Here is a 20,028-nt window from a genome sequence, read left to right as displayed (position 1 = left end):
CAAGGGCGGAAACCGCGGGAAACGGCCTTTATCCCTTCTTGGGGAAGCGCTCGATCCAGCGCTCCAGTTCCGCCACATGCTCCGCCTCTTCGGAGGCGAATTCCTCAGCCATCATGCGGACCTCCGGGTCCGTGGTGGAGGCCGCCACGTCGGCGTAGAAGGCGTGCCCGCGCTTTTCGCTGTCGAGCGCCAGTTCCAGCGCGTAATCCACCGTCATCAGATAGTGCGAGCCTTCCATGGAGGCCGCTTCCGGGCTCTCGTCGTCCGGCCACTGGAAGTCTCCCGGGGCGAGCACCGGCACGTCACGGAAGGCGGAGCGCTTGCGGGCGTCCGCCAGATGCAGGCGCGAGAACTCGGCCATCTTTGCGAAGAAGGCCGCGACGTCCGCGTTGCCGTAGGTCTTCATGGCCTCCGACAGGTCGGCGAAACGGTTGGCGGCGTCCTCCTCCAGCGCGCAGGCGTGGGCGAGGAACAGGGCGGGGTCGTGAATGTTGGCCATAGGGTCCCGAGATCGTTAAGTCACAAATGGATTGTGGTTATTTGAACCATAACGCCTTGTTGCGAAAGGTTCTCGGATCGCTGGCCGGTTGCGGGCTTCTGCGACACTTTGACACGCCCGCAGGGGCTGCGCTCCTCCCCCGCCGGCATCGCGGGGCGGGAAAGATGAAACCTCTGCAATGATCGCCAAGAAACGCCGCCACGCGCTTGACCGGCTTCAATTCCAGGAATAGATCAGCACCAACGTCACCGCATGATTGGCTGGCGTCCGGACGTGCGGTCCGGTCCCGCGCCGAGAAAGCAAGAGATGGACAGCCACAGTCGTCGACCCCGACCAATCTTCGGTACTCTGCCGATCCTGGGCTGACCTTTCCGCAGGTTCGCCACGGCCGGCCGCGATGCCGACAGCCGCACAGGTGAACCATGGTGACGTCTTCCATCACCATCCCGATGCCGCTCCGCGCGCCCTTGCCGCCGCCAGCGCCGGGCTGACCGCCATCCTCCCCCTTTGACGCCCACCCGACGCCGCACGGCGTCAGGCGCCTGCACACGCCGATTGCGCATGCCGAACGCGACCGGGCTCCGATCCGGCCGCAGGATGGAGGGGCCATGGTCTGGACCCAGACAAGCGTTTCCGTGAAGACGGCGACCGCCACGCCCAATCGCTGGGACCTCGTGGCCCTGCCGCTGGTCGTCGGCCTGCTCGCCCTGGCCGCCGTCGGCGGTCACCAGATGACAGCACCACTGGCGAGCCTCGACACGCCGGCCGTCTCGCTCGACCCCTGGAACCTGCCGGACTACGCGCTGCGCTCGACGCTGCGCATGCTGGCGGCGATGGCGGCCTCGCTGCTGTTCACCTTCACCTACGCCACGCTGGCGGCCAAGAGCCGCCGGGCCGGCTTGGTGCTGATCCCCGTGCTGGACGTGCTCCAGTCGGTGCCGGTGCTCGGCTACATCTCCTTCACCGTGGTCTTCTTCCTGTCGCTGTTCCCCAGCAGCGTGCTGGGCGCCGAATGCGCGGCGATCTTCGCCATCTTCACCAGCCAAGCCTGGAACATGACCTTCAGCGTCTACCAGTCGCTGCGCTCGGTGCCGCGCGACCTGGACGAGGCGGCGACCAGCTTCCGCTTCTCCGGCTGGCAGCGCTTCTGGCGGCTGGAGGCGCCCTTCGCCATGCCGGGGCTGGTCTGGAACATGATGATGTCGATGTCCGGCGGCTGGTTCTTTGTCGTCGCGTCGGAGGCGATCACCGTCGGCGACCACACCGTCACGCTGCCCGGCATCGGCTCCTATCTGGCCGAGGCCATCGCGCAGAAGAATCTCGGCGCCGTCGGCTGGGCGGTGCTGGCGATGCTGGCGGTCATCCTGCTCTACGACCAGTTCCTGTTCCGCCCGCTGGTCGCCTGGGCCGACAAGTTCCGCTTCGAGCAGACCGGCGCGCAGGAGGCGCCCGAGTCCTGGGTGCTGCGGCTGTTCCAGCGCACCCGCGTCTGCCGCGCGCTGCTGGCCCCGGTCGAGGCGCTGCTCGGCCGGGTGACGTGGCTGCGCCTGTCGCCCTTCTCCTCTCTCGCCGCAGCCCTGCCCCCGGCCCTGCGGCGCCGGGTCGCCAGCCCGCCTTCCCCAGCGCTTGAGCGCACGCTCGACCGGGTGTTGTACGCGGTCGTCGCCGCGGCGGCGCTCGCCCTGGGCTGGACCCTGGTGAGCTTCATCGCCGGCGGGGCCGGCTGGGGCGACGTCGGGACCGCGCTGCTGCTCGGGGCGGCGACGCTGCTGCGGGTCGTGGTGCTGATCGCCATCGCCTCGCTCGTCTGGGTGCCGCTCGGCGTGCTGATCGGGCTGCGCCCACGCCTCGCCGAGGCGGTCCAGCCGCTGGCGCAGTTCCTGGCGGCCTTCCCGGCCAACCTGCTGTTCCCGGTCGCCGTCCTCACCATCCTGCGCTTCGACCTGAACCCGGACGTCTGGCTCAGCCCGCTGATGATCCTGGGCACGCAGTGGTACATCCTGTTCAACGTCGTCGCCGGGACCGCCGCCTTCCCCGGCGACCTCAAGGAAGCGGCCTCCAGCTTCCGCATTCGCGGCTGGCAATGGTGGCGCGAGGTCATGCTGCCCGGCGTCTTCCCCTATTACCTGACCGGTGCGGTGACCGCGGCGGGCGGCTCGTGGAACGCCAGCATCGTCGCCGAGGCGGTGCGCTGGGGTGACGCCGAGGTCACCGCCCACGGGCTGGGCAGCTACATCGCCCAGGCGACCGCGGCGGGCGACTACCCGCGCATCGTGCTCGGCATCGCCGTGATGTCCCTGTTCGTCACCCTGCTCAACCGGCTGCTCTGGCGTCCGCTCTACGGCTACGCCGAACGCCGCCTGCGCCTTGCCTGACGGAGGCCGTACCATGACGCAAACCACCGCCCTCTTCGAACTCCACGGCGTCCGGCAGGCCTACCGCAAGCCGTCCGGCCCGCCGTATGTCGTGCTCGACGGCGTGGACCTGACGCTGCGCGACGGCGAGATCGTCGGGCTGCTCGGCCGCTCCGGCTCGGGCAAGTCCACGCTGCTGCGCATCGTCGCCGGGCTGGCCCAGCCGACCTCCGGCCGGGTCCTGCACCACGGCGCGCCGGTGGCCGGGCCGACCGACGGGGTGGCGATGGTGTTCCAGTCCTTCGCGCTGTTCCCCTGGCTGACCGTCGAGGAGAATGTGCTGGCCGGGCTGAAGGCGTTGCGCGTCCCCCGCGACGAGGCGGCGGCGCGCGCCGAGGAGGCCATCGACCTGATCGGCCTGTCGGGCTTCGAGAGCGCCTACCCCAAGGAGCTGTCCGGCGGGATGCGCCAGCGCGTCGGCTTCGCCCGCGCGCTGGTCGTCCATCCGGAAATCCTGCTGATGGACGAGCCCTTCTCGGCGCTCGACGTGCTGACGGCGGAGACGCTGCGCACCGACCTGCTCGACCTGTGGATGGAGCGCAAGCTGCCGACCCGCTCGATCCTGATGGTCACCCACAACATCGAGGAGGCGGTGCTGATGTGCGACCGCATCCTGGTCTTCGCCTCCAACCCGGGCCGCGTCGCGGCGGAGATCCGGGTGGACATCCCGCACCCGCGCAACCGGCTGGCCCCGGACTTCCGCGATCTGGTCGACGACATCTATGGCCGGATGACCGCGCGCAAGCCGCTGACCGCGGCGGGAACTCCGGGAACGCCGGCCGGGCGCCCAAGGCCGGTCTACGCCGAACCGCTCCAGCAGGTCTCGACCAACCGGCTGTCCGGCCTGATGGAGACGCTGGCCGCCCCGCCCTACCAGGGCAGGGCGGACCTGCCGCACCTCGCGGCGGCGCTGCGGCACGAGATCGACGACCTCTTCCCCATCGCCGAGACGCTCCAGATGCTGGGATTCGCCGAGGTGGCGGAGGGCGACATCCGGCTGACCGAACCGGGCCACCTGTTCGCCGAGGCCGGGACGGACGACCGCAAGGCGCTGTTCGCCGAGCATCTTGTCCATTTCGTGCCGCTCGCCGCGCACATCGACGCCGCCCTGGCGGAGCGTCCCGACCACCGTGTTCCCTACGCCCCGTTCGCCCGCGAACTGGGGGCCTTCATGAGCGAGGACTACGCCGAGGAGACGCTGAACGCCGTGACCAGCTGGGCCCGCTACGCCGAGCTGTTCACCCACGACACCGAGGCCGGGGTCTTCTGCCGGGAGGAGGCCGAATAGCCGGGGCATCCCGGCGGAAGGCTTGACCAGGGCGCCCGCCGCTGCCAGGAACACGGGCGGCGCCCCTCTCCACCGGTTCACAGAATTCATGAGCATTCCGCCCCTTCCCATCGATCCCGTGCTTCCCGAGCTGCTGGCCGCGCTGGACGGGCGCGGCGTGGCGGTGCTCCAGGCGCCGCCGGGGGCGGGCAAGACCACCCGCGTGCCGTTGGCCCTGCTCGACCGGCCCTGGCTGGCCGGGCGCAAGGTGATCGTGCTGGAGCCGCGGCGGCTGGCCGCCCGCGCCGCCGCCCGCCGGATGGCCGCGATGCTGGGGGAAAGTGTCGGCGAGACGGTCGGCTACCGCGTGCGGCTGGACACCAAGGTCGGGCCGAAGACCCGGATCGAGGTGGTGACCGACGGCCTGTTCCTGCGCCAGCTTCAGGAGGACCCCGAACTGCCGGCGGTGGGCGCCGTGCTGTTCGACGAGTTCCACGAGCGCGGCATCGACAGCGATCTGGCGCTGGCCCTGGTGCAGGAGGCGCGCGGCGCGCTGCGCGACGACCTGCGGCTGGTGGTGATGTCGGCGACGCTGGACGGCGGCCCGGTCGCCGCCCTGCTGGGCGACGCCCCGATGGTGACCAGCGAGGGCCGGGCCTTCCCGGTGGAGACCCGCCACCTCGACGCTCCCGCCGCCGGAACCCGCATTGAGGACGCCGTGGCCGCCGCCGTCCGCCGTGCCCTGCGCGAGGAGAGCGGCAACGCGCTGGTCTTCCTGCCCGGCGCCGGGGAGATCCGGCGGGTGCAGAGCCTTCTGGAAAGCGCCGACCTCGGCCCCGGCACGGTGATCGCCCCGCTCTACGGCGACCTGACGGCGGACGCCCAGGACCGCGCCATCGCGCCCAGCCCGCCGGGAACGCGCAAGATCGTGCTCGCCACCCCGATCGCCGAGACCAGCCTGACCATCGAAGGCATCCGCATCGTCGTGGACGGCGGGCTGATGCGCGTCCCCCGCTTCGACCCGCGCAGCGGCATGACGCGGCTGGTCACCGCCAAGGTCTCCCAGGCCTCGGCGGAGCAGCGGCGGGGCCGCGCCGGCCGGCTGGAGCCCGGCGTCTGCTACCGCCTGTGGCCGGAGCCGTCGCACAAGGCGCTGGCCGCCTTCACCCCGCCGGAGATCATGGACGCCGACCTCGCCCCGCTGGCGCTGGAGCTGGCGGTATGGGGCGTGTCCGACCCGGCGTCGCTGGCGTGGCTCGACCCGCCGCCCGCCGCCGCCATGGCCCAGGCGCGGGAGCTGCTGCGCGAGCTGGGGGCGCTGGATGCCGGCGGCGGCATCACCGCCCATGGCCGCCGCATGGCCGGCTTCGGCGTGCACCCTCGGCTGGCCCACATGATGCTGAAGGGCAAGGCGATGGGGCTGGGCGCGCTGGCCTGCGAGGTCGCCGCCCTGCTCGGCGAGCGCGACATCGTCCGCGCCCAGCCCGGTTTCCGCGACGCCGACCTGCGGCTGCGCGTGGAGTTGCTGCGCGGGCTGGACGATGAGGGCCGGGTGCGCGGTGCCGGGCGCGGCCTGACCGTGGAGCGCGGCGGCGCCCAGCAGGCGCTGAAGCAGGCCCGCAACTGGAAGCGGCAGTTGGGCGTGAAGGGAGGAGGAGGCGACCTCGGCGCCACCGGCCTGTTGGTCGCCCTCGCCTATCCCGACCGCATCGGCCAGCGCCGATCCGGAGGTGGCATGGGCGGCAGCGCAGGCGGGGCCGCCGCCCAGTACCGGCTCTCCAACGGGCGCGGCGCCTATTTCCAGGACGCCGAGCCGCTGAGCGCCCAGGACTGGCTGGCCGTCGCCGACCTGGACGGCGCCGCCCGCGAATCGCGCATCTTCCTGGCCGCCCCGCTCACCCTGGCGGAGCTGGAGGAGGCCTTCGCCGAGCACATCCGCAACGAGATCGTGGTCGCCTGGGATGGGCGGGAGCAAACGGTCCTGGCCCGCCGCCGCCGCATGCTGTTCGCCCTGGCGCTGGAGGACAAGCGACTGGCCAACCCGCCCGCCGAGGCCATCGCCGCCGCCATGCTGGAGGGCATCCGGGAGATGGGGCTGACCGCCCTGCCCTGGAGCGACGAGCTGCGCAAGTGGCAGACGCGCGTCCTGTTCCTGCGCCGCAGGGAGGGCGAGGAGTGGCCGGACGTCTCCGACGCCGCCCTGCTGGAGACGATGGAGGACTGGCTGGCCCCCTTCCTGAACGGCGCCTCGCGCCGCGCCCATCTCGACCGGGTGGAGCTGGGCAACGCGCTGCGCGGGTTGCTGCCCTGGGCGATGCAGCAGCGGCTCGACAAGGAGGCGCCGACCCATGTCGAGGTGCCCAGCGGCTCCCGCATCCCCATCGACTATAGCGGGGACGAGCCGGTGCTGGCCGTCCGGCTGCAGGAGATGTTCGGGCTGGCCGAGACGCCGCGCATCGCCGGCGGCCGGGTGCCGCTGCTGCTGCACCTGCTGTCCCCGGCCCGCCGCCCGGTGCAGGTGACGCGCGACCTCGCCAGCTTCTGGGCCAACGCCTACAAGGCGGTGAAGGCGGACCTCAAAGGGCAGTATCCCAAGCATTATTGGCCCGACAACCCGCTGGAGGCCGAACCCACGGCGCGGGCGAAACCACGCGGACGGTAACAGGGAGGCGGATGGATATGGCGATCATCGGGGTGATGGGGTCGGGGCAGGAGGAATGGGCGGACTACGCCGAGCCGCTCGGCGCTTGGATCGCCGGGGCCGGGCACGACCTGCTGACCGGCGGCGGCGGCGGGGTGATGCGGTCGGCCGCGCGGGCCTTTCACGGCACGCCGGGGCGGCGGGGCCGCTCCATCGGCATCCTGCCGTCCGAACCCGACCCGATCCGCGGCCATGCGCTCCTGCCCGGCTACCCCAACCCCTACATCGACCTGCCCATCCTGACGCCCTTCGCGCGCAAGCCGGCCGGCGCGCCACCGACGGAGCTGAGCCGCAACCACGTCAACATCCTGACCAGCGACGTGGTCGTCGTCCTGCCGGGCCGCCACGGGACGCTCGACGAGGTGCGGCTCGCCCTGCGCTTCGGAAAGCCTATGATCGGTTTCGGACCGGAGCTTGACTTTCAGGCCATGCCCGCCGAATTGCGGTCAACCGGGGACTTCGGAACGGTCACGGCCTTCATCGCGGACGCCCTGTCCCGCCGCTGACCCTCCGTTCCCGGACAAGACGACCTGTGGCAGGATGGCGGGCATGGATGCGCAAGGGATTCTCGACCTCAGCCGCTGGATCGCGGAGGCCGGGCTGCGGGGGGTGCCGGAGACAGACCTCATCGGCGGCTTCTGCGAGCGGCTGGTCGCGGCGGGCGTGCCGCTGACCCGGACGGTGGTCGGGGCGGACACGCTGCACCCGACCATCGCCGGCCATGTCGTCACCTGGGACAGCAGCGGGCGCAACGCCGCCGAGGTGCGCCGGACCGAGTATGGCGGCGACGGCAGCGATCCCGACATCGACGAGAAATGGCTGCGCAGCCCCTTCCACCGGCTCTACACCTCCGGCGAGACGATGCTGCGCCTGCGGCTGGCCGACGGCACGGAGGGCGGCGAGTTCCCGATCGTCGACGAGCTGCGGGCGCAGGGCGCCACCGACTACATGGCCATCGTCAACCGCCTGGGCCCCCGCGCCGCCATCGGGGAGCTGGACTGCATCTTCTCCTCCTGGGTGTCGCACCATCCCGACGGCTTCAGCGACGCCCAGCGCGACGCCCTGCTCACCCTCACCGGCAGTCTGGCGCTGGCGCTGCGCGGCCACGCCATGGCGCACATCGCCAACACGCTGGCCGAGACCTATTTGGGGCGGGACGCCGGCCACCGCGTGCTGCGCGGTCACATCCGCCGCGGCGTCGCGGAGGAGCTGGACGCCGTGCTGTGGTTCAGCGACCTTCAGGGCTTCACCCGAATCACTGACACCGCCGCCCCGGAAACCATCCTGCCGCTGCTGAACGATTACGCGGAGCTGGTGGTGACGGCCATCCACCGGCACCACGGGCAGGTGCTGAAATTCATCGGCGACGGCATCCTGGCCGTCTTCGACCGTTCCAGCGCCGAGGACGCCTGCCGCGCCGCCCTCGACGCGGCGGAGGAGGCGCGGGAGCGCTGCAAGGAGCTGAACAGCCGCCGCTCCGCCGCCGGTCTGCCGGTGACGCGCTTCTATCTCGGCCTGCATCAGGGAAAGGTGTTTTACGGCAACATCGGCGGGGTCGACCGGCTGGACTTCACCGTCGTCGGACCCGCGGTGAACGAGGCCAGCCGCATCGCCGCCATGTGCCGGTCGCTCGACCAGGACATCCTGCTGTCCTCCGCCTTCACCGAATCCGCGCCGGAATGCCGGGAGCGGCTGATCTCGGTCGGGCGCTACCTGCTGCGTGGGGTGGGCCGGCCGCAGGAGCTGTACACGCTGGACCCGGAGGCGGCGCCCCCACCCTAACCCTCCCCCGCTCTCGGCGGACCAAAGGTCCGCCTGCCGCGTCAGCGCAAACCTTTGGTTTGCGCGAGAGCTGCCGAAGGGGAGGGGACTGCCGCCGTCCTGCGATTATCTCCCTCCCCTGCGAAAGCGGGGGAGGGCCGGGGTGGGGGCAAAAACGCCCCCCATCATCCCCCGATGCCGCTGGGCGCGGTGACCGCGTGCTCTTTCAGGATGGCGTCGGACAGGGCCGACACCTCGACGAGCTGGACCTCGTAGCCCCACAGGTTGGCGATGTGGCGCAGCACGGCCTTGGCGTCGCTCTCGTCCAGCAGCACGCCGTTGGTCACGCGGTGGTGCAGGATCAGCTTGCGGTCGCCGGCCAGATCGACGTCGACGATCTGGATGTCCGGCTCCAGGAAGCCCAGGTCGTACTGCCGCGCCAGCAGCTTGCGGATGCCGCGGTAGCCGCGCTCGTTGTGGATGTTCTCGACCAGCAGATAGGGGTCTTCCGCGTCGTCGCGCACGCTGAACATCTTGAACTTCCGCATCAGGTGCGGGCTGAGATACTGAAGCACGAAGCTCTCGTCGCGGAAGTTGGCCCAGGCGTCGCGCAGCGCGCCCATGCCGTCGCCCCGCCCGGCGAGGTCGGGGAACCAGTAGCGGTCCTCGTCCGTCGGGGTCTCGGCGATGCGCTGGATGTCCTGCATCATCGCGAAGCCCAGCGCGTAGGGGTTGATGCCCGAGAAGCGCTGGTCGTCGAACTCCGGCTGGAACACCACCGAGGTGTGCGAATGCAGGAACTCCAGCATCGCGCCTTCGCTGATCATCCCGCGCCGATGCATCTCGTTCAGGATGGTGTAGTGGGTGTAGGTCGCACACCCCTCGTTCATCAACTTGGTCTGCTTCTGCGGGTAGAAATACTGCGCCATGTGGCGGACGATGCGGAGGATCTCGCGCTGCCAATGCTCCAGCCGCGGCGCCTTCTTCTCCAGGAAATAGAGCAGGTTCTCTTCCGGCAGGCCAAGCAGCTTCTTGCGCTCCGACACCGACTTGGACGGGCGGTTGCCGCCGACGGCGACCTTGGGCACGGTGCGCCACAGGTCGTTGAAGGTCTGCTCCTGGTACTCCTGCCGCTCCCGCTCGCGCTTCTGCTCCAGCCGCAGGTCGAGGCTGCGCTTCTTCGGATACTTGTGCACGCCCTGGTTCATCAGAGCGTGGGCGGCGTCGAGCACCCGCTCCACGGCATGGTGGCCGTAGCGGTCCTCGCACTGGGCGATGTAGGACTTGGCGAATTCCAGATAGTCGAGAATGCCCTCGGCGTCCGTCCACTGCTGGAAAAGCTGGTTGTTCTTGAAGAAGTGGTTGTGGCCGAAGGCGGCGTGGGCGATCACCAACGTCTGCATCGTCATGGTGTTTTCTTCCATGATGTAGCTGATGCAGGGGCTGGAATTGATGACGATCTCGTAGGCGAGGCCGCGGTAGCCCTTGCGGTAGAGCATCTCGTCGCGGGCGAAATGCTTGCCGAAGGACCAGTGCTTGTACATCAGCGGCATGCCGATGGACGAATAGGCGTCGAGCATCTGCTCGGCGGTGATGACCTCGATCTGGTTGGGATAGACGCTGAGGCCCATGTCCTTGAGGGCGATGTCCTCGATGGCGTCGTAGACGCGCTTGATCTTGTCGTAATCCCAGTCCGCCCCGTCGTAGAGCAGGCTGTCGGGCTTGTCGATCACAGCGGTCATGCCTCACATCCTCTCAAACTCTGCGGGGTGTTGGCCCCGATTCTTGTTTCGGCCTTGCGGTGGCGGGCATTGCCCCCTCCCCGACCCTCCCCCGCTTCGCAGGGGAGGGAAACGAAGCCCCCTCCCCTGCGTCAGCGGGGGAGGGTTGGGGTGGGGGCAAGGACGCCTACGCCCTCGCCTTCTCGCGGGCGAACAAATCGCGGAAGACCGGGAAGATCTCCCGGCGGGAGCGGACGCGGCGCATGGCGATCGGCAGGTCCGGCCCTTGGACCGTCTTGTAGGTCCGCCACAGCTCCGTCTCGCGGCCCAACGCCGACAGGCCCATGTTGTGCTCCGCCGCCACCTCGATGTAGGCGAAGTACTGGCACAGCGGCAGGATGCCGTCCCGCAACAGGCCCGCCGACCGCGCGTTGTCCGACGACATGTTGTCGCCGTCCGACGCCTGGGCGGCGTAGATGTTCCACTCGTTCTCCGGATAGCGCTCCTTGACAATGCGCTGCATCTCCTCCAGCGCCGTGGAGACCACGGTGCCGCCGGTCTCGGTGGAGTAGAAGAACGTGTCCTCGTCCACCTCCTTGGCCTCGTGGGTGTGGCGGATGAAGACGATGTCCACCGACCGGTAGCGCCGCTTCAGGAAGAGGAACAGCAGCATGAAGAAGCGCTTGGCGAGGTCCTTCATGTGCTCGGTCATCGAGCCGGAAACGTCCATCAGGCAGAACATGACCGCCTGCGCGATGGGCTTCGGCACCGTTTCGAACCGGTTGTAGCGGACGTCGATCGGGTCGATGAAGGGGATGCGCTTGGAGCGGAGATAGTGCCGCTCCAACTGGTCGCGCATCTCCCGCAGCTTCTCGGGGTCCTCGCCGCGGTCCTCCGCCTCGCGCAGAAGAGCCTCCAACTCCAGCATCTCCGCCGGCTTGGGGCGCTTCAGCGCAATGCGCCGGCTGAGGCTGTTCCGCATGGTGCGGACGAGGTTGAGGTTGGCCGGCGAACCGGTCACCGAATAGCCCGCCCGCGTCAGCGAGTGGGACTCCGTCTGCTTGACCTTCTGCTTGACGAGGTCGGGAAGCTCCAGGTCCTCCAGGAAGATGTCCAGGAACTCCTCGCGGGACAGGACGAAGCGGAAATCGTCGTCGCCCTCCCCGTCCGGGCTGCCTTCGTTGCCGCCGCGGCCGCCGCCACTCTCCGGCCGCGCGATGGTGTCCCCTTCCACATACTCCTTGTTGCCCGGCACGACGTAGTCGCGCACGCCGCCGGCCCCGGAGCGGTGGAAGGAGGGCTCCCGAACGCCACCGGTCGAGATGGTCACCTTCTCGCCGTTTTCGATGTCCTGGATGCCGCGTTTGCCGGAGGCATCCCGCACCGCCTTCACCACCTGCTCCTTGGCACGGCGCAGGAACCGCTGGCGGTTGGCCAGGCTCTTGCCTTGCGGATTCAGGCGACGGTCGATGATGTTCATCAAGGGGGAGCCCCTCCTACCCGTTCACGCTCGTGTGGCGAAGCGGGCCGTCAGCCGGCCTGCTTCACACGCATGTACCACTCGACCAACCGGCGGACCTGCCGCTCGGTGTAGCCGCGCGACATCATGCGCGACACGAACTCGTTGTGCTTCTTCTCGGTCTCGCCGTCCTTCTTGGACCCGAAGCTGATGACCGGAAGCAGATCCTCCACCTGGGAGAACATGCGTTTCTCGATCACCTCACGGATTTTCTCGTAGGACGTCCAGGAGGGGTTGCGCCCGGCGTTCGCCGCGCGCGCGCGCAGCGCGAACTTGACGACCTCGTTGCGGAAGTCCTTCGGGTTGGCGATCCCGGCGGGCTTCTCGATCTTGGTCAACTCCTGGTTCAGAAGCTCGCGGTTCATCAACTGGCCGGTGTCCGGGTCCTTGAAGTCCTGGTCCTCGATCCACGCGTCGGCGTAATCCACATAGCGGTCGAACAGGTTCTGCCCGTAGTCGCTGTAGGATTCCAGATACGCCTTCTGGATCTCGTTCCCGATGAACTCCGCGTAGCGCGGCGCCATCTCGGCCTTGATGAACTCGATGTATTTCTTCTCGGTGTCGTCGGGGAACTGCTCCCGCTTGATCGACTGCTCCAGGATGTACATCAGGTGGACGGGGTCGGCCGAGATCTCGTTGGAGTCGTAGTTGAAGGTCGCGGCCAGCACCTTGAAGGCGAAGCGGGTGGAGATGCCGTCCATGCCTTCGTCCACACCCGCCTGGTCGCGGTATTCCTGCATGGACTTGGCCTTGGGGTCGGTCTCCTTCATGCTTTCGCCGTCATAGACGCGCATCTTGGAGTAGAGGCTGGAGTTCGGATGGTCGCGCATGCGCGACAGCACCGAGAACTTCGCCAGCATCTCCAGCGTCGACGGCGCGCAGGGCGCGGTCGCGAGGTCGGAGCCCTTGACCAGCTTGTCGTAGATCCGCTGCTCCTCCTGCACGCGCAGGCAGTAGGGGACCTTGATGACGCAGATGCGGTCGATGAAGGCTTCGTTGTTCTTGTTGTTCTTGAAAGACTGCCACTCCGCCTCGTTGGAGTGGGCGAGGATGATGCCCTGGAACGGGATGGCGCCGATGTTCTCCGAGCCGACGTAGTTGCCCTCCTGGGTCGCCGTCAGCAGCGGGTGGAGCATCTTGATGGGGGCCTTGAACATCTCGACGAATTCGAGCAGGCCCTGGCTGGCCCGGTTCAGGCCGCCGGAGAAGCTATAGGCGTCGGGATCGTTCTGGCTGTAGACCTCCAGCTTGCGGATGTCGACCTTGCCGACCAGCGAGGAGATGTCCTGGTTGTTCTCATCGCCCGGCTCCGTCTTGGTGACGCAGATCTGGCGCAGCTTGCTGGGATGCAGCTTGACGACGCGGAAGCGGGAGATGTCGCCGCCGAACTCGTCCAGCCGCTTGACCGCCCACGGGCTCATCAGGCCGGTCAGGCGGCGGCGCGGGATGCCGTAGCGGTCCTCCAGCAGGTCGCCCATCTCGTCCGGGTTGAACAGGCCGAGCGGGCTTTCGAAGACCGGGCTGATCTCCTTGCCGGCCTTCAGCACATAGACCGGGCATTTCTCCATCAGCGACTTCAGCCGCTCCGCCAGCGACGACTTGCCGCCGCCCACCGGGCCCAGCAGGTAGAGGATCTGCTTGCGCTCCTCCAGCCCCTGCGCGGCGTGGCGGAAGAAGCCGACGATCCGCTCGATCGTCTCCTCCATGCCGTAGAAGTCGGCGAAGGCCGGATAGATCTTGATCGTCCGGTTCATGAAGATTCGGCCAAGGCGCGGGTCCTTGGCGGTGTCGACGACTTCCGGTTCGCCGATGGCGGCGAGGATGCGCTCCGGAGCGGAGGCATACATCATCGGGTCGTCGCGGCATTCCTGGAGGTATTCCGTGAGGCTCATCTCGACCTCACGGCGCCCCTCGTAGGACTGTGTGTAGCGCGTGAACAGTTCGTCGGCCGGGAACATTCCGCTCTCCGTGTCTCTTAGTCCGATGCGTCGGGGCTGCCGCCGGGGGACCCGGGCGGCGGGGGCGGCACCTGCCGCAGGTGCGAACTCTGGGGTGTCACGGACGCAACGGTCCCGCGGCACCCCCGCTCACCGTCGAAAGCCAGACCTTTTATCCAGTTGCCCTTCAAATGAAGCGCCCCCTTCGGAGTGCTAAACTCGAATGCTTCAAAACTGAATGTAATGCTCGACCTAGAGCTTTCCAGGAGGAAAGCCTTGATAGCCTGAAAAGACGGGCGGTCGGACACACCGGTCGTCAGTAATAGACCACGCGGCCGGGTTGTCCGGGAAAACCGGCGTGCAAGCACCGGCGGAAAGGACGGCAAAAGCAACGAAGTTCGATGGGGTTGACACTTCCAGCCGGCTTCCGGCACGCGGCCCGGATGCCGTTCGTCGGGGACTCGCTGGACTTTGCCGATCACCCATCGACCTCCAGTGCATCCACGCGCCTTAACCCACTAAGGCGCTACGGTTAACGTTAAGTGTGCCGACTATTTCTTAACAACACACTTCCATGCCTGTGACCACCACTCCGCCTGCGGATATTAACGCATGGGCGATCGGCGTGGTCCACACCTTCCAAAGAAGGATGGTGAGCCTCATCACAGCAGATCAACAAGGCAGAATTTGGGTGAGACGCCTTTGCCATTGCGGCGCACAATCCGGCAGGAATCCGGAAGCCGGCTGGAATCAAGCACTTGGCCACATTTTTGCAGCCCTGCCACAGGTCGGGGAAAAAGTGTGACCGGCGGAGGCCGCTCTCGGCCGGCCACACGACCTCAACCGAGCTTGGCTCCCAGCGTTTCCTTGAGCGACGCCGGGGTGGCCGGCTTGAGGATGAAGGTGTCGGCACCGAAAGCCGCGGCTTCGTCCATGCGGCTCTGGTCAGCGCGGTTCGTCATGAAGACCACCGGCAACACGCGGTGACGGGCATCAGCGCTTGCCCGCAACGCCTTCAGGAAGTCCAGCCCGTCCATCGGCTGCATTTCCACGTCGCAGACGACCAGATCGGGTTCGTGCGCCCGCACGGCGGCCAGCCCGGCCTCGCCGTCGGCGGCCTGATGGACGGAGCGGAAGCCCAGCGTTGCCAGCATCTTAGCCAGCACCATACGGGTGAAGCTCTCGTCTTCGATCACCAGAACCGAAAAATCCCCGAACGCCGCCGGCATCGACCTGTCCCCCGAGTCCGATAGGCCGTGTGTGTACGCCGCAAGGACGCCCTTTGCAACCGGCTGGCACCGCTTCCAGCCCGCCGGGAATCGTCTCGCGGAAGAACGGTTGCGCGGCAGGGGGCGCTGCGGCTACACGGAGTCGCATGAGCTTCCTCGACCACATCCGCGCGTGCAACGCGCACGACCTCTCCGGCTTCCGTCCGTTCGAGCTGGAAGGGCATCGCCTCGGCTGGGTCCGCCACGCGCTGGCCGAGCAGCTTCCCGGCGTCGATCCGGGCTTCGTCGTCACCGCCGACCGGGTGACGCTGGCCCCGGAGGTGCGCGATTTCGAAGCGCGCTCCTCCGTGCTGGCGCACGCCGCCCAGTTCCTTGTCGAGACGGGGGCGGTATCCGCCCTGCGCGGCGAGTTCTATCCGGTCATGCCGGCCTGGGGGGCGGAACCGCTGATGCGCATCGACCGTGCGGTGGTGGCGCAGTTCGGCACACCCGCCTACGGGCTGCACGTCAACGGCTTCGTCCGCCGGCCGGACGGCGGCCTGTCGCTGTGGATCGGGCGGCGCGCGAGCGACCGCGAGGTGGCGCCGGGCAAGCTGGACAACATGATCGCCGGCGGCCAGCCGATCGGCCTGACGCTGGCCGAGAACCTCGTCAAGGAGGCGCAGGAGGAGGCGGGAATCGACGCCGCCCTGGCGTCCCGGGCCGTTCCCGTCGGGGCCGTCACCTACCGCATGGAGACGGAGGCCGGGCTGAAGCAGGACACGCTGTTCCTCTACGACCTGGAACTCGACGCGGACTTCGTCCCGCAGAACACCGACGGCGAGGTCGAGCGGTTCGAGCTGTGGCCGCTGGACCGCGTCGCGGAGTCGGTGCGCGCGACGAAGGACTGGAAGTTCAACGTGAACCTCGTCGTCATCGACTTCATGGTCCGACACGGCTGGCTGACGCCGGAAGAGCCGGACTATCTGGAGATCGTCAGGGGCCTGCGGCGGTAGGCGCCGCCCCGAAGTCTCCGGTCATTCCGCCGCGGCGCGCGCCCTCGCGTCCTCCAGGTGGGACGACAGCTCCGACAGGGTGACCGGCTTGTGCAGGACGGTGAAGCCACTGCGCCGCGCCTCGCGGATGCGGTCGGGGCTGGTGTCGCCGGTCAGCAGGATCGCTGGGATGAGTTCTCCGGCGAAAGCGTGGATGTCGCGGATGGCGTCCACCCCCGTCCGCCCGTAGCGCAGGCGGTAGTCGGCGATGATGACGTCGGGAAGCCGCTCCGCACCGTCGAGCTGGCGCAGCGCCTCCTCCCCCGACGCGGCGGCCAGCACATCCCACCCCCACTGCTCCAGCACCAGCCGCAGGCTCTGCAGGATCAATTCCTCGTCGTCGATGATCAGGGCCAGCGCGCCGGGCGGGTCCAGGGACGGCATGGCGCGTTCTGTCCCGTTGGGATTCCAGGAAGCGTGCAAGGGAACCTCCACCGTAAAGCATGTGCCCCGCCCCGGACGCGACCGCACGCGGACCGGCAGGCCGAGCAGATGCGACAGCCGCTTCACCACCGCCAGCCCCAGGCCGAGGCCGCGGCTGCGGTCGCGTTCGGCGTTGCCGAGCTGGACGAACTCCTCAAAAATCTCATCGAGCTTGTCGGTGGGGATGCCGACGCCCGTGTCCGCCACCTCGATGCACAGCATCATGCCCCGCCGCCGGCAGCCCAGAAGCACCCCGCCCGACGCCGTGTAGCGCACCGCGTTGTCGAGCAGGTGGCGCAGCAGCCGTTCCAGCAAGATGGCGTCGCTGCGGACCTGCGCCTTGAGCGGGCGCACCCGCAGCTTCAGCCCCTTGGCGGTCGCGCGCGGGCCATAGTCGGCCTCCAGCCGCTCCAGCATCTCGGCCACCGCGAAGGGCGCCATGTCGGGCGACACGCTCCCGGAGTCGAGCCGGGCCACGTCCAGCAGCGCGTCGAGCAGGCCGCGCATCGCCTCGACCGCCCGGTTCATCGTCTGGACCAAGGGCAGCTGCGGATGGTCGGACAGGCGCTCCGCCAGGACCGCACCGAACAGGGTCAGCGACTGGGCGGGCTGGCGCAGGTCATGGCTGGCGGCGGCGAGGAAGCGCACTTTGGTCTGGCCGGCGCGCGCCACCTCGTCCCGCGCGGCGCGCAGGGACTCCTCCTTCGAACGCAGTTGCGCCTCGGCGGCCATGCGGCGGCTGGCGTCCGCCGCGGTCATCACAACGCCGGCCGGCTCTCCGCCGGCCTCCGCCGGAAGCGGTGTCAGCACGATGTCGAGCCAAGTCCCGTCGCCCGTCAGGGTCAGTTCCTGAAGCACCCCACGGCCGGCCGCGGCCACGGCCTGGGCGAAGCGGTCCGCGGCGCCCTCCCGGCCACCCCAGACGAAGGCGCCGGCCATGGGCTGCCCGATCAGCAGATCATGCGGGCATCCGATGGCGCGTTGCATGGCCGTGTTGAGATCGGCAATGCGTCCCTGCCGGTCGAGCAGGGCGATCGCCACGCCGATCGTGTCGAAAACCCGCCGCAGTTCGGCGGAGTTGGCGGGACGACGGTCGCCCCCCGCCACATCCTCCTCTCGCATCGCTTGCCCCCTTCGGATTGCAAGCCGGCCGATCATTCGGCGCCACCCTTTTGGCGGAACAAACAATCAGTCGCGATTAAAAAGATACGCACAAGAGGAAGGAGATTCCAGACGACCCGCCTCAAACGGATAGTTTGGCGACGCATGTATACACAGATGGTGGTAGATCATAACTCTTCCGGAAAGCCGGCCAAGGCGCGCACCGCCGACGGTTCCTGGCCCGATTCCCGAAGGGATCGCAATGTCTTGGCGTTGTCGCGCTTGGCAAGGCGCTCCCCCCGCTCATTGACCAACAAAGGGTGATGTTCGTAATCGGGAGGACCGAATCGGAGGAGTTCCTGAAGCAGGCGGTGCACGTGAGTCGCGAAAAAAAGATCATTTCCTCGCGTCACCAGGGTCACGCCCTGGAGGTGATCGTCCAGCGTGACCGCGAGATGATAGCTCGTCGGCGCGTCCTTGCGGGCCAGCACGACGTCGCCCAGGATTTCCGGCGTGGCGTCCTGCCAGCCCCGCCTCCGGTCGTGCCAGCGCAGCGGCCCGGTCAGGGAAACGGCTTTCTCCACATCCAGCCGCAGGGCATAGGCCGCCCCCGCGGCGATGCGGTCCTGCCGTTCCAGGTCCGACAGGGCGCGGCAGGTGCCGGGATAGAGCGGACCGTCCGGTCCGTGCGGCGCTTGGCCGGCGCGGGCGATCTCGGCGGCGATGTCTTTGCGGGTGCAGAAGCAGGGATAGACGGCGCCGAGGCCATCGAGCCGCGCCAGCGCGGTGCGGTAATCCTCCGCATGCTCCGACTGTCGCCGCACCGGCTCCTCCCAGGTCAGGCCCAACCAGGCCAGATCCTCGCGCAGGTCGCGGTCGAACTCCGGACGGCAGCGCTGGGGGTCGATGTCCTCGATGCGCAGCAGGAACCGCCCCCCGGCCTTGCGGGCGGTGGTCCAGCCGAACAGAGCGGAATGGGCGTGCCCGAGATGCAGATGGCCGGTCGGGCTCGGCGCGAAGCGGGTGACGACGTCGGTCATTCCCGCCTTATACCCCAACCGCGCCCAGCCCGCATGGGGGACCGTGGGCGCTGCGGATGGAGGAGGCGGACGGCGGGGCTCAGATGTAGGGATTGTCCTTGATCGGCTCGACCGGGATGTCCTCGCCCTCCAGATACATGGCGAGGCGGCGGCGCAGTTCGCGGTCGAAGGCGTCGATGCGGCGCTGGCGGTCGCGCTCCTCGCGCTCGGCGCGCTTCTCGGCAAGGTCGATGATCGTGGCGCTCATGGATGTTCCCTTCGAAAGCGTCCCCCTCGGGCGCCGTCACCATCTCAGAGCATGGTTAACGTACAGTAACCACGATGTCGGAAAATGCACGATCAAGGCTTCACAACCAAATGTCACAGGCATCCTGCCGGCCGTCCGGAAACGCCGGCCCCATGTCCATCGAAAGGGTTATGGGATCGTGAAGAAATGACGCAGTGCGGCGCGACATATTGAGTTCGAAGCACAAATCAACTATGTATCTGGTGTTCCGGTCACCCGGCGGCGTGTCATCCCGCAAGGGGGAGCGGAACACCAGAAAGGTTCCAGACACGTCTCAGATAAGGGAGTGGCCATTGGCTCCACCACCCGATCACTGTCCGGCCCTGGTGCTGAACGCCGACTTCCGGCCGCTCAGCTACTTCCCTCTGTCGCTCTGGTCCTGGCAGGAGGCGGTGAAGGCCGTCTTTCTGGACCGGGTGAACATCATCTCCGAATATGACCGCGTCGTCCGCTCCCCCACTTTCGAGGTCAAGCTGCCGAGCGTCATTTCGTTGAAGGAGTTCATCCCGGCGACGCGGCGGCCGGCCTTCACCCGATTCAACGTCTTCCTGCGCGACCGCTTCACCTGCCAGTATTGCGGCCACCACTTCCCCACGCAGGAACTGACCTTCGACCACGTCATCCCACGGTCGCGCGGCGGGCGCACCACCTGGGACAACGTCGTCACCTCCTGCTCGGCCTGCAATCTGGCAAAGGGAAACAGGTTGCCGCACAGTTGCGGCATGATCCCCCTCAGTCCCCCGTTCCAGCCGAGTGCCTACCAGCTTCAAGAGAACGGACGTGCATTCCCGCCAAACTTCCTTCACGAAAGTTGGCGGGATTTTCTTTATTGGGACACCGAACTCGATCCAGTGTAGAAACGCCGCGATCGGGAAGGCTGGACCGAGGAAGATTTGGGAATGGACGACGAGAATCCCTGCGTGGGCATCTGCATCATCGGCGAGGACGGCTATTGCGAAGGCTGCGGGCGGAGCGAGGACGAGATCTACGGCATATCGCCCGCTCCGGCACCCATCCCGGCCTCCATTCCGGCGAAGAACGGAGCGGACGGCAAGGCCGGCTGAGTCCGCTCCGGTTTCCACCGGAGCGGACGGCG

General features: G+C 68.1%; 17 protein-coding genes. 9 read left to right on the top strand and 8 right to left on the bottom strand.

The annotated features are described in order from the left end of the window. Positions 1-28: 28 nt before the first annotated feature. Positions 29-499, bottom strand: a complete 471-nt coding sequence (locus FHW79_RS04865; protein WP_183177903.1) for a ferritin family protein — start codon at positions 497-499, stop codon at positions 29-31. Positions 500-1,107: 608 nt separating this feature from the next. On the opposite strand from FHW79_RS04865, the gene FHW79_RS04860 reads away from it, so the two are divergent. From FHW79_RS04860 to FHW79_RS04840, 5 genes are all read left to right on the top strand, one after another. Then, on the top strand, positions 1,108-2,874 hold the full coding sequence (locus FHW79_RS04860) for an ABC transporter permease subunit (protein WP_183177902.1): 1,767 nt from the start codon (positions 1,108-1,110) through the stop codon (positions 2,872-2,874). Between the two features lie 13 nt (positions 2,875-2,887). After that, complete coding sequence (locus tag FHW79_RS04855) at positions 2,888-4,201, top strand: nitrate/sulfonate/bicarbonate ABC transporter ATP-binding protein (protein WP_183177901.1); 1,314 nt, start codon at positions 2,888-2,890, stop codon at positions 4,199-4,201. Positions 4,202-4,289: 88 nt separating this feature from the next. Next, a complete protein-coding gene (gene hrpB, locus FHW79_RS04850) occupies positions 4,290-6,842 on the top strand; it encodes an ATP-dependent helicase HrpB (protein WP_183177900.1) in 2,553 nt (850 codons plus the stop codon). Between the two features lie 17 nt (positions 6,843-6,859). Next, entirely contained in the window at positions 6,860-7,387 is a 528-nt protein-coding gene (locus FHW79_RS04845; protein WP_183177899.1) for a DNA-binding protein, read from the top strand. A gap of 43 nt (positions 7,388-7,430) precedes the next feature. After that, positions 7,431-8,663 (top strand): adenylate/guanylate cyclase domain-containing protein, encoded by a 1,233-nt coding sequence (locus tag FHW79_RS04840; RefSeq protein WP_183177898.1) that lies wholly within the window; start codon positions 7,431-7,433, stop codon positions 8,661-8,663. Positions 8,664-8,827: 164 nt separating this feature from the next. Here the strand turns inward: FHW79_RS04840 and FHW79_RS04835 are convergent, their stop codons facing one another. The 3 genes from FHW79_RS04835 to FHW79_RS04825 all read right to left on the bottom strand — a co-directional run bounded on the left by FHW79_RS04835 (position 8,828) and on the right by FHW79_RS04825 (position 13,840). Beyond that, on the bottom strand, positions 8,828-10,384 hold the full coding sequence (locus tag FHW79_RS04835) for a SpoVR family protein (RefSeq protein ID WP_137139176.1): 1,557 nt from the start codon (positions 10,382-10,384) through the stop codon (positions 8,828-8,830). A gap of 166 nt (positions 10,385-10,550) precedes the next feature. After that, a complete protein-coding gene (locus tag FHW79_RS04830; protein ID WP_183177897.1) occupies positions 10,551-11,843 on the bottom strand; it encodes a YeaH/YhbH family protein in 1,293 nt (430 codons plus the stop codon). A 50-nt stretch (positions 11,844-11,893) separates the two neighbouring features. Beyond that, positions 11,894-13,840: a PrkA family serine protein kinase gene (locus FHW79_RS04825; protein ID WP_183177896.1), complete on the bottom strand. Its 1,947-nt coding sequence runs from the start codon at positions 13,838-13,840 to the stop codon at positions 11,894-11,896. Between the two features lie 553 nt (positions 13,841-14,393). Between FHW79_RS04825 and FHW79_RS04820 the strand changes: the two genes are divergently transcribed. Next, positions 14,394-14,624 (top strand): hypothetical protein, encoded by a 231-nt coding sequence (locus FHW79_RS04820; RefSeq protein ID WP_183177895.1) that lies wholly within the window; start codon positions 14,394-14,396, stop codon positions 14,622-14,624. Positions 14,625-14,658: 34 nt separating this feature from the next. Here the strand turns inward: FHW79_RS04820 and FHW79_RS04815 are convergent, their stop codons facing one another. Next, complete coding sequence (locus tag FHW79_RS04815) at positions 14,659-15,048, bottom strand: response regulator (protein WP_183177894.1); 390 nt, start codon at positions 15,046-15,048, stop codon at positions 14,659-14,661. Between the two features lie 146 nt (positions 15,049-15,194). On the opposite strand from FHW79_RS04815, the gene FHW79_RS04810 reads away from it, so the two are divergent. Beyond that, positions 15,195-16,043 (top strand): DUF4743 domain-containing protein, encoded by an 849-nt coding sequence (locus tag FHW79_RS04810; protein ID WP_183177893.1) that lies wholly within the window; start codon positions 15,195-15,197, stop codon positions 16,041-16,043. A 21-nt stretch (positions 16,044-16,064) separates the two neighbouring features. On the opposite strand, the gene FHW79_RS04805 is transcribed toward FHW79_RS04810, so the two are convergent. From FHW79_RS04805 to FHW79_RS04795, 3 genes are all read right to left on the bottom strand, one after another. Continuing rightward, positions 16,065-17,627, bottom strand: coding sequence for a PAS domain-containing hybrid sensor histidine kinase/response regulator (locus tag FHW79_RS04805; protein WP_183177892.1), 1,563 nt, complete (start codon positions 17,625-17,627; stop codon positions 16,065-16,067). 167 nt (positions 17,628-17,794) lie between these two features. Beyond that, positions 17,795-18,646: a tRNA glutamyl-Q(34) synthetase GluQRS gene (gene gluQRS, locus FHW79_RS04800; RefSeq protein WP_183177891.1), complete on the bottom strand. Its 852-nt coding sequence runs from the start codon at positions 18,644-18,646 to the stop codon at positions 17,795-17,797. Between the two features lie 79 nt (positions 18,647-18,725). Beyond that, positions 18,726-18,893 (bottom strand): hypothetical protein, encoded by a 168-nt coding sequence (locus FHW79_RS04795; RefSeq protein WP_014241314.1) that lies wholly within the window; start codon positions 18,891-18,893, stop codon positions 18,726-18,728. 332 nt (positions 18,894-19,225) lie between these two features. Here FHW79_RS04795 and FHW79_RS04790 point away from each other — a divergent pair, with 332 nt between their 5' ends. Beyond that, a complete protein-coding gene (locus FHW79_RS04790; protein WP_183178299.1) occupies positions 19,226-19,789 on the top strand; it encodes an HNH endonuclease in 564 nt (187 codons plus the stop codon). Positions 19,790-19,831: 42 nt separating this feature from the next. Then, a complete protein-coding gene (locus FHW79_RS04785) occupies positions 19,832-19,996 on the top strand; it encodes a DUF1289 domain-containing protein (RefSeq protein WP_183177890.1) in 165 nt (54 codons plus the stop codon). The last annotated feature ends 32 nt before the right edge of the window (positions 19,997-20,028 follow it).

Source organism: Azospirillum sp. OGB3, assembly GCF_014192915.1.
Classification (GTDB): Bacteria; Pseudomonadota; Alphaproteobacteria; order Azospirillales; family Azospirillaceae; genus Azospirillum.
Note: the sequence above shows the minus strand (reverse complement) of the source record. Positions and strands in the feature narration are given on the sequence as shown.